The organism is Streptomyces sp. IMTB 2501, from assembly GCF_001953885.1.
In the GTDB taxonomy this organism is placed as follows: Bacteria; Actinomycetota; Actinomycetes; order Streptomycetales; family Streptomycetaceae; genus Streptomyces.
In genome coordinates, this window is the sequence record NZ_MQUS01000007.1 from 76,918 (window position 1) to 90,023 (window position 13,106).

Consider the following 13,106-nt stretch of genomic DNA (forward strand, 5'->3'; position numbering starts at 1 on the left):
GTGTTGCGTCAGTGCCTCTCCACCAGTACCGCGCTGCCCTGCCCCACCCCCACGCACATGGTCGCCAGCCCCCGCTCCGCACCCGTGCGCCGCATCCGGTGCAGCAGGGTCGTCAGGATGCGGGCGCCCGAGCAGCCGAGGGGATGGCCGAGGGCGATGGCGCCGCCGGTCGGGTTCACCAGGCCGGGGTCGATGCCGAGTGCGTCGACGCAGGCGAGTGCCTGTGCGGCGAAGGCCTCGTTGAACTCGGCCTCCTGCAGATCGGCGACGTCCCAGCCGGCCCGGGCCAGCGCCTTGCGGGTGGCGGGGACCGGTCCGATGCCCATCACGTCGGGGTGGACCCCGGCGGAGGCGCCCGCGACATAGCGGCCCAGGGACTCCAGGCCCAGCTCGTTCAGGGCCTCCTCGCTGACCAGCAGCAGTCCGGCCGCGCCGTCGTTCATCGGCGAGGCGTTGCCCGCCGTGACCGTACCGCCCTGCCGGAAGACCGGCTTCAGCCGTGACAGCTTCTCCAGCGAGGTGTCCTCGCGGACGCACTCGTCCTGCTCGACCGTGATGCCGTCCGGGCGCTCCACGGGCAGGAGTTCGTCGTCGAAGTGCCCGTTCTTGCGCGCGGCGGCGGCCAGCCGGTGGCTGCGCAGGGCGAACTCGTCCTGTCGCTCCCGGGAGATGCCGTACCGCTCCGCGACCTCCTCGGCGGTCTCGCCCATGGACAGCAGGCCGTGCAGCTCCTTCATCGCCGGGTTGACCAGGCGCCAGCCGAGGCGGGTGTCGTGGGTCTCGATGCGCTGCGGCAGGGCCTCGTCGGGGCGGGGCAGCACGAAGGGGGCGCGACTCATGGACTCGGAGCCGCCCGCGATCACGATGTCGGCCTCACCGGCGGCGATGGTGCGGGCGGCGGTGGTGACCGCTTCGAGGCCGGAGGCGCACAGCCGGTTGACGGTGGCACCGGGCACGGAGTCGGGCAGACCGGCGAGCAGGGCGGCCATGCGGGCGACGTTGCGGTTGTCCTCGCCGGCCTGGTTGGCCGCGCCCCAGTAGACGTCGTCGATCCGGGCCGGGTCGAGGCCGGGCACCTCGGCCACCAGCCGGCGGATCACGCCGGCGGCCAGGTCGTCGGGACGGACGGAGGACAGGGCTCCGCGCAGCTTGCCGATGGGGGTGCGGCGGGCGGCCGCGAAGTGGACGGGACGCACGGCTTCGACTCCTGACCTACGACTGATCCACGACGTTGTCGATCAGCGGACCACACGGGACACTGGACACTTAATTAGCACTGCTAGTTTTGGACTATAGACCCCGGACCTGCCCCCTGGGAAGATCCCCCCGGAGCCACGCCGAGTCAGCCGGAGGAGACATGCCCCACGTCCGCGAGCACACCCTCGACGGCACCCACGGCCCGATCGCCGTACGCGAGTGGCCACATCCGGCACCGAGATACCTGGCGCTGGTGGTGCACGGCTACGGCGAGCACGCGGGCCGCTACGGCGAGCTGGCCGCCGTCCTCACCGGGCACGGGGCGACCGTGTACGGGCCGGACCACGTCGGGCACGGCCGGTCGGCCGGGGAGCGGGCGGTGATCGAGGACTTCGAGGACGTGGTCACCGACGTGCACGGCGTGGCGGAGCTGGCCCGGTCCGCCCACCCCGGCCTGCCCCTGGTCCTGCTCGGCCACTCCATGGGCGGACTGATCTCGGCCCGCTACGCCCAGCGGTACGGCGACGAGCTGAGCGCGCTGATCCTGTCCGGGCCGGTGATCGGCGCCTGGGAGCTGCCGGGGCGGCTGCTGGCCCTTCCGGAGATCCCGGACACGCCGGTCAGCCCGGCCGCGCTCTCCCGGGACCCGGCCGTCGGCGCCGCCTACGCCGCCGATCCGCTGGTGTGGCACGGACCGATGAAGCGGCCGACGGTGGAGGCGTTCGCACGGACCCTGGAGACCGTCGCCCAAGGCGGTGACGTCGGATCGCTGCCGTTGCTGTGGCTGCACGGGGACGACGACCGGCTGGTGCCGCTGCCCGGCAGCCGGATCGGCGTGGAACGGCTGGGCGGCGGCCGGCTGACCGAGCGGATCTTCGCCGGGGCGCGGCACGAGGTGTTCCACGAGACGGACAAGAAGGAGGTCTTCGCGGAGGTGGTCCGCTTCCTGGACCGTACGCTGCCCCGCTGACCGGCATCGCCAACCGGCGTTCCCGGCGGCCGTGTTGAGGTGTGGAGCACGCGCCTGCGCCCCGCGGCATGATCGTGTCAGACTGCTGCCCGCACGACCCGGCGGACGACGCCGGGACCAGCCGAGCGGAGGAGCAGCACGTGACGGGGACCGAGCCGGCCGCAGCGCCCATCGACACCACCCGGCCGCATCCGGCCCGGGTGTACGACTGGTTCCTCGGCGGCAAGGACAACTACCCGGTCGACGAGGAGCTGGGCCGCCGGATCATGGCGATCGACGAGGGCGCCGCCCGGGCCGCGCGCACCAACCGGGCGTTCATGCGGCGGGCCACCCGCACCCTGGCCGAGGACGGCGTCCGCCAGTTCCTCGACATCGGCACCGGCATACCGACCGAGCCGAACCTGCACCAGATCGCGCAGTCGGTGGCCCCGGACGCCCGGGTGGTGTACGTCGACAACGACCCGATCGTGCTGGCCCACGCGAGCGCGCTGCTGCGCGGCACCCCGGAGGGCGCGACGGAGTACGTCCAGGCCGACGCCCGCGATCCGCGCGCCATCCTCGAACAGGCCGCCCATGTCCTGGACCTCGGCCGTCCGGTGGCCCTGTCGCTGATCGCGCTGCTGCACTTCGTCGCCGACGAGGACGGCGCCCACTCGGTGGTGTCGACGCTGCTCGACGCGCTGGCACCGGGCAGCTGCCTCGTGCTGTCGACGATGACGGCCGACTTCGAGCCGGAGAACGTCGAGAAGGGCATCGCCGCGTACGCGGCGGGCGGCGTGACCCTGGTCGCCCGTTCCCGGGACGAGGTGGCCGCCTTCTTCACGGGACTCGACCTGCTGGAGCCGGGCGTCGTACCGGTCGCCGACTGGCGGCCCGCCGAGGCTCCGGACGGCAGGGGCCCCGTCTCGCTGTACGGCGCGGTGGGCCGCAAGGCCTGAGCCGGGCCGGGCGTAGCGCCTCGCCGCAAGCCCTGACGTACGCCGGCCGCCATCCCTCCCCCGCTGGATCCCCCACCGCCGAGTCACAGACCGAGAACGCGGGAAATGGTCCGCAGCACGCCGTTCTCGTTGTTGGACGGGGCGAGGTGGCGGGCGCGGCTGACGACCTCGGGATGCGCGTTGGCCATGGCGAAGGACCACTCGGCGGCGTCGAGCATCTCCAGGTCGTTGAGGTAGTCGCCGAAGACCATGGTCTGCGCCGGGGTGATGCCGAGCGCCCGCTGCAGGCCGCGCAGGGCGGTGCCCTTGTTGGCGGTGCGGTTCATGACGTCCACCCAGTGCTCGCCGGAGACGACGACCTGGTGGGTGCCGGCGAAGGGTGCGAGGGCCGGGGCGGTGGACTGCTCGGCGGGCCCGAAGTCGAACAGCGCGACCTTGATCACGTCATCGTCGACGGCGGTGACGTCCTCGACGACCCGGTGCTCGACGTAGTACTTGCGCACCTCCGCCAGGAACGCCTCGTCGGTCCGCTCGACGTACGCCGACCGCTTGCCGCACACCACCGCGCCGACGTCCACGCCGTCCGCGACCAGCCGTCGTACCGTACGGGCTATCCCGCCGGCCACGGACGGTTCGAGGATGTCGGAGCTCAGCTCCACGCCGTCGCGGACCACGTACGTGCCGTTCTCCGCGATGAACACCATGCCCTCGGCCACGTCCGCGAACTGCCGGGCCAGCGTGGCGTACTGGCGGCCGCTCGCCGGGCTGAACAGCACCCCGCGCCGGCGCAGTTCGGCGAGCATCGGCCACAGCCCGTTCGGGATCCGCTTGGTGTCGTCCAGCAGCGTGCCGTCCATGTCGGTGACGATCAGCCGGATGTCGGCGGGGCCGGTGGGCAGGCCGGGGAGGGCCAGGAGGGGCGTGGGCGTGGCGGGCATGTCCTGCTTCCGGTCGGGGGCGGCGTACCGGTCCAGTGTTCCTCACGCGCCGGAACGTCCCGGAGCCGCCCCGAACCGCCCACGGTGCGCGTTTCCCGGGACAGCGCGATCAACGGGCGGCACAATGACGGCGGAGGACCGCAACCGGAGAAGGGTGGCGACGTGACCGAGGGCGACTCCCCGGCGGCCGGACCGGCGAAGCTGAACACCTCCGTGGCGCACAACGCCCGGGTGTGGAACTACTGGATCGGCGGCAAGGACAACTACGAGGTCGACCAGCGGGTCGGTGAGCACGTCGCGGGGATGTTCCCGGTGATCCGGGCGGTGGCCCGCGCGGACCGGGAGTTCCTGGCCCGGGCGGTGCGGTTCCTGGCCGCCGAGCGCGGGATACGGCAGTTCCTGGACATCGGCACCGGCCTGCCGACCGTGGAGAACACCCACGAGATCGCGCAGCGGATCGCCCCCGAGTCCCGGATCGTGTACGTGGACAACGACCCGATCGTGCTGGTGCACGCCCGTTCGCTGCTCACGAGCTCCCCGGAGGGTGTCACGGACTACGTCGACGCCGATGTGCACGACCCGGACGGCATCCTGCAGAGCGCCGCCGAGACGCTGGACCTGACCCGGCCGGTGGCGCTGATGATGCTGGGCATCCTGAACTTCGTCCTGGACACCGCCGAGGCCCGGGACATCGTGCGGCGGCTCATGGCGGCGCTGCCCTCGGGCAGCCACCTCGTCCTCACGCACCCGACCTACGACGCCGACGTGGGCGGCGAGGGCAACGTGGCCGCGATGGAGTTCTGGAACGCCAACGCCACCCCGCCGATCACCGCCCGCAGCCGCACGGAGATCGCCGGCTTCGTCGAGGGTCTGGAGCTGGTCGAGCCGGGTCTGGTGCCGTGCTCGCGGTGGCGCGCCGGCTCGGCGTCCACCGCCGCGGTGCCGCAGTACGGCGCGGTGGCCGTGAAACCCTGAGGCGCCGACACCGCGCACCCGCCGAGGAGGAGTCAAGCCGAGGAGGACGTATGGCCACCCTTGCCGACCCCGTGCCCGGCGGGCGTCCGGAGGATCTGCGCCGGGTCGCCGGGCTCACCGCCGACCTGGCCGCTCGGGACGTGCGCGGGATCGTGCTGGCCTATGTGGACACCGCGGGTGTCTGCCGGGTGAAGACGATCCCGACGGCCCGGCTGGAGGCGGCCGTGTCCTGGGGCGTCGGCATGTCCCCGGTGTTCGACACCTTCCTGGCCGACGACTCGATCGTCACCACCGACGTCCTCGGCTCCCCCGACGGTGACCTGCGGCTCTATCCGGATCTGGACCAGCTGGTGGCGCTGGCCGGGCAGCCCGGCTGGGCGTGGGCGCCGGTGGACAGGATCACCCAGGAGGGCGCCCGGCACCCCGGCTGTGCCAGAACCTTTCTGCGCCGGACAGTCACCGAGGCGGCGGAACGCCACGGCCTCGCCTTCAAGGCGGCGATCGAGGTCGAGTGGGCGGTCGGGCTCGGCTCGGCGCCGGCCGGGGAGTTCGTACCGGCGGTGTCCGGACCGGCGTACGGCGCGACCCGGCAGGTCGAGCTGAGCGACTACGCCGCCGATCTGCTGGCCGCGTTCGCCGCGCAGAATGTGCCCGTCGACCAGCTCCATCCGGAGTACGCGGCCGGGCAGTTCGAGGTCTCGGTGGGCGCGCTGGACCCGGTGGCGGCGGCCGACCGCAGCGTGCTGGTCCGGCAGACGATCCGGGCGGTCGCGCAGCGGCACGGCCTGCGGGTGTCGTTCGCGCCCGCGGTGTTCGCCGAGGGCGTCGGCAACGGCGGCCATCTGCACCTGTCCTGCTGGCGTGGCGATACGAATCTGCACGCGGGCGGTGAGCGCCGGTACGGCATGACGCCCGAGGCGGAGTCCTTCGCGGCCGGGATCCTGGCCCGGCTGCCCGCGCTGACGGCGGTGACCGCGCCGAGCCCCGCCAGCTATCTGCGGCTCAAACCCTCCCAGTGGGCCGGGGTGTTCACCGGCTGGGGCCGGGAGACCCGCGAGGCCGGGCTGCGGCTGGTCACCGGCCCGGCGGGCCGCCAGGCGCAGGACGCCAACCTGGAGGTGAAGCCGGTCGACCTGGCCGCCAACCCGTATCTCGCCCTCGGCTGTGTCATCGCCGCCGGCCTCGACGGCCTCGCCTCCTCCCGCACCCTCCCGGAGGAGATCACCGGCGACCCCGCCCGGTACGGCGAGGACGAGGCGGAAGCCCGCGGCGTACGGCGGCTGCCGCGGTCGCTGCCGGAGGCCGTCGAGGAGTTCCGGGCGGACGAGGTGCTGCGGGCCGCGCTGGGCCCGGTCCTCGCGGACGCGGTGACCGCCGTACGGCTCGGCGAGGCGGCGGCCGTCGAGGGGCTGGACGACACGCGGGTGGCGGCGGCCTACCGCTGGGTGTACTGACCATGGCCACGCCGGGACCGGTCCACGAGGCCCTCGCCGGGCTGCAGTTGGTGGACCACCACTGCCACGGCGCGGTGACGGCCGACCTCGCGCCCGACGAGTTCGCCTCGCTGCTCACCGAGGGCGAGGCCTGGCCCGGCGTGTCGCCCTTCGACAGCCCGGTCGGCGTGGCCGTACGCCGCCACTGCGCACCCCTGCTGGACCTCCCCCGGCACGCGCCGCCGGACGAGTACCTGGCGCGCAGGGCGGAACTGGGTTGGCAGGACGTCAACCGCCGCTTCCTGACCGCCGCCGGGGCCGAGGCGTTCTTCGTCGACACCGGCTACACCACCCACCCGCTCACCTCCCCCGCCGAACTGGCGGCGGCTTCCGGGGCTGTGGCCTGTGAGGTCGTACGCCTGGAGCAGGTGGCGGAGGCGGTGGCCGCGCGGGGCGTCGAGCCGGACGCGTACGCTGCGGCGTTCCGGACGGCCGCCGAAGGGGCCGTACGCCGCCCGGGTGTGGTGGCGGTGAAGTCGGTGGCCGCCTATCGCACCGGCTTCGCCCTGGACCCGACACGCCCGGCGGACACAGAGGTGACCGCGGCCGCCCGGCACTGGCTCGCGGCCGGCGGCCGCCTGGCCGACCCGGTCCTGACACGGCACCTGCTGTGGACCGCCGTGGACCTCGGCCTGCCCCTGCAGCTGCACACCGGTTTCGGGGACGCCGACCTGCGGCTGCACCTCGCCGACCCGGCACTGCTGACCGACTGGCTGCGGCTGACCTGCGGCTCGGTCCCGGTCCTGCTGCTGCACTGCTGGCCGTACCAGCGCCAGGCCGCGCAGCTGGCCGCGGTGTTCGAGCAGGTGTACCTGGACGTGGGCCTCGCCCTGCACCACACGGGCCCGGCCCGCTGCCGGGCCGTGCTGGAGGAGGCACTGGAGATCACCCCGTTCCGCAAGATGCTGTACAGCTCCGACGCCTACGGGGTGGCCGAATTCCATCACCTCGGTGCTCTGTGCTTCCGGCAGGGGCTCGCCGATCTGCTCCAAGACCGCGTCGACGCCGATGAGTTGAGCCTGCCCGACGCCCTGCGGATCGCGGCCTGGACCGGCCGCGACAACGCCCGACGCCTGTACGGACCCCTCGTATCCGCCCCGGCCCGCGATCCCGGCGGGCGCCCCACCCGGAAAGTATGATCAAGCAATGTCTGACATGACCGAGACGACGCCCGGCTGGCTGTCCACGGACGAGCTGGAAATGGCCAGGGCCCGGATGCCGATCCTGTACGTCGAGGCCGTCCCCGTGCGCGTGGACGACAGCGGCGAAGTCACCAGCATCGGACTGCTGCTGCGGATCGGCCCGGACGGGACGGTCAGCCGGACCCTGGTCTCCGGCCGCGTCCTGCACCACGAACGGGTCCGTGACGCCCTGCTGCGCCACCTGGAGAAGGACCTGGGCCCGGTGGCGCTCCCCCGCATCCCCGCCTCGCTGCAGCCCTTCACCGTCGCGGAGTACTTCCCGACGGCGGGCGTCACGCCGTACCACGACCCGCGCCAGCACGCGGTCTCCCTCGCCTACGTCGTCCCGGTCACCGGCGACTGCCGCCCCCGCCAGGACGCACTCGACCTCGTCTGGTTCAGCCCGCAGGAGGCGGCCTCCCCGGCCGTCGAGAGCGAGATGCCGGGCGGCCACGGGGTACTGCTGAAGCAGGCGCTGGCGCACGTGGGTCTCGGGTTCTGACGCCGACAGTGGCCTGACCGATCTGTCTATCAGCCCGGTCAGGCCACCGGCCAGGGTTTCCACCGGGGCGTTCAGGTTGCGTTCAGGCTCACGGCGCGCCGTGGCAACAGCTGCACCAGAAGCCCCAAAACAACGGCAAAGAGGGCTGGGGAAAGGGCAGTTGCGCGTGCGAGGGTGCGGATCATGAGCACAGAGCACGTCCTGGACGACCGGCCCCGCGCGAGCGCTCGCGCGCGCATACGCGAGAGCGCGAACAAGGTGCCGGAGGTGACCGTCTACTTCTGGATCATCAAGGTCCTCACCACCGGCATGGGCGAGACCGCCTCCGACTTCCTGGCCCACACGCTGGGCAACATCCCCGCGGTCGGCCTCGGCGGTCTCGCCTTCGTCGCGTCGCTGGTGCTCCAGTTCGCCGTCCGCCGGTACGTGGCCTGGATCTACTGGACGGCGATCGTCATGGTCAGCGTGTTCGGCACGATGGCCGCCGACGTCCTGCACGTGGGCCTCGATGTCCCGTACACCCTGTCCACCCCGCTGTTCCTCATCGCCCTCGCGGCTGTCTTCGCCCTCTGGTACGCGAGTGAGCGCACCCTGTCCATCCACTCCATCCGCACCCGCCGCCGCGAGCTCTTCTACTGGGCGGCCGTCCTCGCCACGTTCGCCCTCGGCACCGCCGCGGGCGACCTCACCGCGACCATCGGCCTCGGCTACCTGGGCTCGGTCGTCCTTTTCGCCGTCGCGATCTGCGTACCCGCCCTCACCCACCGCATGGGCCTGCTGGGCGCGGTGACCGCGTTCTGGACGGCGTACGTCATCACACGCCCCCTCGGCGCGTCCCTCGCCGACTGGATGGCCCTGCCGGCCAAGCGCGGCGGCCTGGCGTGGGGTCTGGGCCCGGTGACCCTGTCCTGGACCGTGGCGATCGTCGGATTCGTGGCGTTCCTCGCGCTGTCGCGGCGGGACACCGAGCCCGCCGTCTGACTCCGGCGGCCGGTGACGGCCACGTGCCGGTGACGGCCACGTCGTCGTATCGGGCCGCGGGGCCGTTTCCGTCCCCCGGTAGGATCCTTCCGGAAGGGCGGAACCGACAGCAGAGACGGCACTCTTGATACAATGACCGGTTTGCGAGCAGCGAGCAGCGAGCAGCGAGCGGTGCTCGTGGCCGTGCGGTCGGCCGGTGCGCTGCACCGGATTCTCGATGTGCTGCCCGTCTTCGAGGGGGACGAGCGGATCGGCGTCCGCTTCACCCTGGTGCCCGGCTCGGACTTCGACGTGGACGCCCTGGCGGCCCTGGAGCGTTCCGGGGCCCGCACGGTCACCTGGGACGAAGCCTGTGACGGCAAGCACGACCTGATCCTCGGCGCGAGTCCCAAGGGTCCGTTGCGGGTCCTGTCCGGCCGCCGGGTCCTGCTGCCGCACGGTGCGGGCTTCAACAAGACGATCCCCGGCGAGGGTTCGCCGTATCTGCCCTCCGGGCTCGATCCCCACTATCTGCTCGCGGACGGCGAGCCCTGGGCCGATCTGCACGCCCTCGCCCACGGCTCCCAACTCGCCGGTCTGTCCCGGCACTGCCCCGCGGCCGCCGCCCGGGCGGCCGTGGTGGGGGACCCCACTCTGGACCGGCTTCTCGCCTCCACCGGCCATCGGGAGCAGTACCGGCTGGCCCTCGGCACCGGCGGGCGCCGGCTGGTCGTCCTGACCGCAACCTGGGGGCCGGAGTCCCTCCTCGCCCGCCGGCCGGGGCTGCCCGCCGATCTGGTTGGTCAACTCCCTTACGACACCTATCAGTTCGCTCTGGTCCTCCACCCGAACGAGTTCAGCCGGGTCGGCTCCCACGATCTGTCCCGGCAACTGGCGCCCGCCCTGTCCGCCGGTCTGGTCCTGGCCGGCCCGTACGAGGAGTGGGCCGCCGTGCTGGTCGCGGCGGACGCCGTCGTCACCGACCACGGATCCACCGCCCTGTACGCCGCCGCCCTGGGCCGCCCCGTCATCGGTGCCTACGACGGAGGGGCGGAACTGATCCCGGACAGCGCGATGGCCCGGCTGCTGGACCGGGTGCCCGCGCTGTCCGCGCCCCCCGAGCTGGAGCGCGCCCTGGCGGCCGCCGCGTCCGTGGACACGGCCGAGCTCGCCGGCGCCGCGTTCGCCCGGCAGGGCGAGTCGCTGGGCAGGTTGCGCGACGCCTTGTACCGGCTGCTCGGCCTCGCGCCGCGCGCCGTCCCGGTCGCCGCGTCCCCGCTTCTGCGCCCCACGAGCACGCCTCGCCGGCCCGCCGCCTTCGCCGTGCGGGCCGAGGTGTCGGGGCACCGGATCCGCGTCGAGCGACTCGCCCCGGGCACCACCTCGGCCGTACACCACCTGGCGGCCGAGCATCCCGAGGCCGGGCCGCGTCGGACGCAGAGTGCCGCCGTGCTGTGGCGCCGAGCCTCGGGCGGCGGCGCCGTCATGCCGCCCAGCAGCACGTGGACCGCCGGGGGCTGGACCGCCCGGATCCTGGCCGACACCCCTGGCTGCCGTACCGCCGCCGCGATCCTCGGGGCGGAGCGCTGCCTCGTCCGGCACCGCACCGCCGGGACGTTCACGGTCCGCGTCGAACCGGTCCGTTCCGGCGGGAAAGTCCTGCGTGCCGATCCAGCCGCCGCCGTCTCGGCCGTCCATGCCTGGCTGGGCGCCGTCGAACAGCCGGTGACGCCCGTGTCCCTGCTGTGCGACGTCGGCCCGATGGCGGTCCGGGTGCGGCTGGAGGACGCGGCACCGGCCGACCTCGACTACGAGCTGTGAGGGCCGTCCGGCAGCGCACCGGCCGCATGGGCCAGCTGCCGTGCCGCCGTGCGGTGCCGCTCGGCCTCTGCGGCGTCGCCCCGTTCTTCGGCGAGCAGCGCCAGTTCCTCCAGGATCCGTGCCTCGTCGGTGCCGGAGCCGCGCTCGCGGGCACTGTGCAGGGCCGCGCGGACCAATTCCTCCGCCCGCGCCGTCCGGCCGGTACGGCGCAGGGCGCGGCCCAGTGCGAAGCCCGTGCGCGCGGTCAGGCGTTCCCGCTGCTGCTCCCTGGCCGCCATGTGCGCCTCGGTCAGCAGTTGTACGGCGCGCTCGGCGTCGCCCATGCTCAGCACGGTACGGCCGAGCAGGTAGGTCTGGAGCAGCACGCCGTAAGGATTGGGGATCTCCGCATGGGCGGCGCGTGACGTCTCGAAGTCGGCCGCCGCGCCCGCCAGGTCGCCCCGCGCCGACTTCAGCAGCCCCCGGAACTCCACCGTCGACGCCTTCAGCTTGCGTTCGTCGTCGGAGTCCCCCAGGGATGCGGCTGCGTGCAGCGCCTGCCCTAGCAGCTCGCCGGCCTCGTCGTACCTCTCCTGTTCCCAGAGCGGCCTGGCCAGCTGGCAGCGCATGCGGATCATCGCCGGCAGGTGTTCCATACGGTCGGCCGCCGCCACACCGGTGCGGAAGGCGTCGGTGATGTCCGCGTAGTGGGGGTGGTCGAGGAAGTGCGTCCACAGCGGCTCGCACAGCGCCCAGGCGTCCGAGTGGAGGCCGTCCTCGTGGGCCAGGCGGACAGCGCCGTAGAGCGCCAGCCGCTCGGACCGGAGCCAGCCGCGCGCCTCCGTCTTGCCGGCGAACGCGACGTCGTCGGCTGCCGGACCGTTACCGCCGGGCAGGTCGGCGAAGGTCATCCGGGGCCCGGCGGCCAGCAGGTCCGCGCGGGCCGCCTGCCGTCGGTACCAGCCGATCAGCCGGTGCCGTGCCGCGGCGCGCTGTGTCCCCTCCGGGTCGGCCTCCCGCGCCCGGCGCTCTGCGTGGCCGCGCAGGAGGGCATGCATCCGGTATCCCTCGGGGCGTTCCTCCAGCAGTCCCGCCGACTCCAGTTCCTCCAGCGCGTCCGCCGCCCGCTGCGGCCCGTCGCCGAGCAGCACGGCGGCGGCCGGTGCCGTGACGACGGGAGCCGGATGCTGGGGCAGCAGGCAGTACATGCGCGCGGCCTGCGCTCCGAGCCCACCGTACGCGGCGTCCCACACCGCCTCCACCATGGGGATGCCCTTCTCGTGCAGCTCCGTGGTCAGATCGGCGACCAGTCGGGACAGGCCTCGCCTGCGGTAGCGGCGGACCCAGTGGCCGGCCACCTGGAGCGCGGCGGGAAGTCCGCCGCAGCCCTGGGCGAGTTCCGCCACGGTCTCCGGCTCGGCCCGGAACCGCGGATCGTCGACGATCTTCCCGAGCAGCCGCACCGCGTCGTCCACCGACAGCGGATCGACGGCCACCTCGACCGCCGAGGTGACGTCGAGGTCGTACAGCACACCGTGGCTCGTGACGATCACGAGGCTGTGCGGCGAGGACGGCAGCAGCGGTACGACCTCGCTGCCGTACCGGGCGTTGTCGACGACCACGATGAGCCGCTTGTCCCGGGTGCGGTTCCAGTACTGCTTCGAGCGGCCCGCGAACGACCGCTGCCACCACTCGGCGGAGACGTCCAGACCGCTCAGCAGCTCACCCAGCGCGTCCGCCACCTCCACCGCGCCGTCGCGGCGCAGATCGTCCAGGTCGACGTAGAGCACGCCGTCCGGGTAGCGGTCGGTGAGCCGGCGAGCCATGTGGAAGCCCAGCGCGGTCTTGCCCACCCCGCCGACTCCGGTCAACGCCACGACCAGCGGCCCGGCTTGGCCGGTATGTCCCTCGACGGCCCCGGTGATGCGCTCCTGTTCCTTCACGCGGTTCTCGAACGTCACGAGCGCGGGCGGCAGTTGGAAGGGGACGGGGCGCGCCTCGCGCGCCGTACCGTGCCAGTGCTGGTGCAGCTCACCGATGTGTCTGGCCTGGACCACCGCGTCCGCCTGCCCGTCCATCGTGTTGCGCGTCTCCTCGGCCATGCGCCAACCCTACGGTTTTCGCCGCCTTCCTGACGGTGCGCCAGGCGGCG

11 protein-coding genes are annotated in these 13,106 nt (G+C 73.2%); 8 read left to right on the forward strand and 3 right to left on the reverse strand.

What is annotated here, in order from left to right; all coding sequences use genetic code 11:
* Window positions 1-8: 8 nt before the first annotated feature.
* A complete protein-coding gene (locus tag AV521_RS14225; protein ID WP_076088190.1) occupies window positions 9-1,196 on the reverse strand; it encodes a thiolase family protein in 1,188 nt (395 codons plus the stop codon).
* A 161-nt stretch (window positions 1,197-1,357) separates the two neighbouring features.
* Between AV521_RS14225 and AV521_RS14230 the strand changes: the two genes are divergently transcribed.
* Both AV521_RS14230 and AV521_RS14235 read left to right on the forward strand, forming a co-directional pair.
* Window positions 1,358-2,167 carry an alpha/beta hydrolase gene (locus AV521_RS14230; protein WP_076088192.1) on the forward strand — a complete coding sequence of 270 codons (810 nt, stop codon included), beginning with the start codon at window positions 1,358-1,360 and terminating at the stop codon, window positions 2,165-2,167.
* A gap of 140 nt (window positions 2,168-2,307) precedes the next feature.
* A complete protein-coding gene (locus AV521_RS14235; RefSeq protein WP_076088626.1) occupies window positions 2,308-3,105 on the forward strand; it encodes an SAM-dependent methyltransferase in 798 nt (265 codons plus the stop codon).
* A gap of 83 nt (window positions 3,106-3,188) precedes the next feature.
* Here AV521_RS14235 and AV521_RS14240 read toward each other — a convergent pair whose 3' ends face one another.
* On the reverse strand, window positions 3,189-4,043 hold the full coding sequence (locus AV521_RS14240; RefSeq protein WP_076088194.1) for a Cof-type HAD-IIB family hydrolase: 855 nt from the start codon (window positions 4,041-4,043) through the stop codon (window positions 3,189-3,191).
* Window positions 4,044-4,205: 162 nt separating this feature from the next.
* On the opposite strand from AV521_RS14240, the gene AV521_RS14245 reads away from it, so the two are divergent.
* The 6 genes from AV521_RS14245 to AV521_RS14270 all read left to right on the forward strand — a co-directional run bounded on the left by AV521_RS14245 (window position 4,206) and on the right by AV521_RS14270 (window position 10,975).
* Window positions 4,206-5,018 (forward strand): SAM-dependent methyltransferase, encoded by an 813-nt coding sequence (locus AV521_RS14245; protein WP_076088196.1) that lies wholly within the window; start codon window positions 4,206-4,208, stop codon window positions 5,016-5,018.
* Window positions 5,019-5,068: 50 nt separating this feature from the next.
* The gene (locus tag AV521_RS14250; protein WP_076088198.1) at window positions 5,069-6,472 is read left to right on the forward strand and encodes a glutamine synthetase family protein; all 1,404 of its coding nucleotides are present in this window, start codon (window positions 5,069-5,071) and stop codon (window positions 6,470-6,472) included.
* Window positions 6,473-6,474: 2 nt separating this feature from the next.
* Window positions 6,475-7,650 (forward strand): amidohydrolase family protein, encoded by a 1,176-nt coding sequence (locus AV521_RS14255; RefSeq protein ID WP_076088200.1) that lies wholly within the window; start codon window positions 6,475-6,477, stop codon window positions 7,648-7,650.
* A gap of 16 nt (window positions 7,651-7,666) precedes the next feature.
* A complete protein-coding gene (locus tag AV521_RS14260) occupies window positions 7,667-8,194 on the forward strand; it encodes an NUDIX hydrolase family protein (RefSeq protein WP_076088202.1) in 528 nt (175 codons plus the stop codon).
* 183 nt (window positions 8,195-8,377) lie between these two features.
* On the forward strand, window positions 8,378-9,175 hold the full coding sequence (locus AV521_RS14265; protein WP_076088628.1) for a hypothetical protein: 798 nt from the start codon (window positions 8,378-8,380) through the stop codon (window positions 9,173-9,175).
* A gap of 141 nt (window positions 9,176-9,316) precedes the next feature.
* Window positions 9,317-10,975: a translation initiation factor 2 gene (locus tag AV521_RS14270; RefSeq protein ID WP_256725548.1), complete on the forward strand. Its 1,659-nt coding sequence runs from the start codon at window positions 9,317-9,319 to the stop codon at window positions 10,973-10,975.
* On the opposite strand, the gene AV521_RS14275 is transcribed toward AV521_RS14270, so the two are convergent.
* On the reverse strand, window positions 10,963-13,056 hold the full coding sequence (locus AV521_RS14275) for a tetratricopeptide repeat protein (protein WP_079249248.1): 2,094 nt from the start codon (window positions 13,054-13,056) through the stop codon (window positions 10,963-10,965). The genes AV521_RS14270 and AV521_RS14275 overlap by 13 nt on opposite strands.
* Window positions 13,057-13,106: the final 50 nt, after the last annotated feature.

Excerpts from the sequence above, each read along its gene's own strand:
- AV521_RS14255 (WP_076088200.1), top strand. The coding sequence starts at position 6,475 with ATGGCCACGCCGGGACCGGTCCACGAGGCCCTCGCCGGGCTGCAGTTG.
- AV521_RS14265 (WP_076088628.1), top strand. The coding sequence starts at position 8,378 with ATGAGCACAGAGCACGTCCTGGACGACCGGCCCCGCGCGAGCGCTCGC.
- AV521_RS14250 (WP_076088198.1), top strand. The coding sequence starts at position 5,069 with ATGGCCACCCTTGCCGACCCCGTGCCCGGCGGGCGTCCGGAGGATCTG.
- AV521_RS14240 (WP_076088194.1), bottom strand. The coding sequence starts at position 4,043 with ATGCCCGCCACGCCCACGCCCCTCCTGGCCCTCCCCGGCCTGCCCACC.
- AV521_RS14230 (WP_076088192.1), top strand. The coding sequence starts at position 1,358 with ATGCCCCACGTCCGCGAGCACACCCTCGACGGCACCCACGGCCCGATC.
- AV521_RS14275 (WP_079249248.1), bottom strand. The coding sequence starts at position 13,056 with ATGGCCGAGGAGACGCGCAACACGATGGACGGGCAGGCGGACGCGGTG.
- AV521_RS14260 (WP_076088202.1), top strand. The coding sequence starts at position 7,667 with ATGACCGAGACGACGCCCGGCTGGCTGTCCACGGACGAGCTGGAAATG.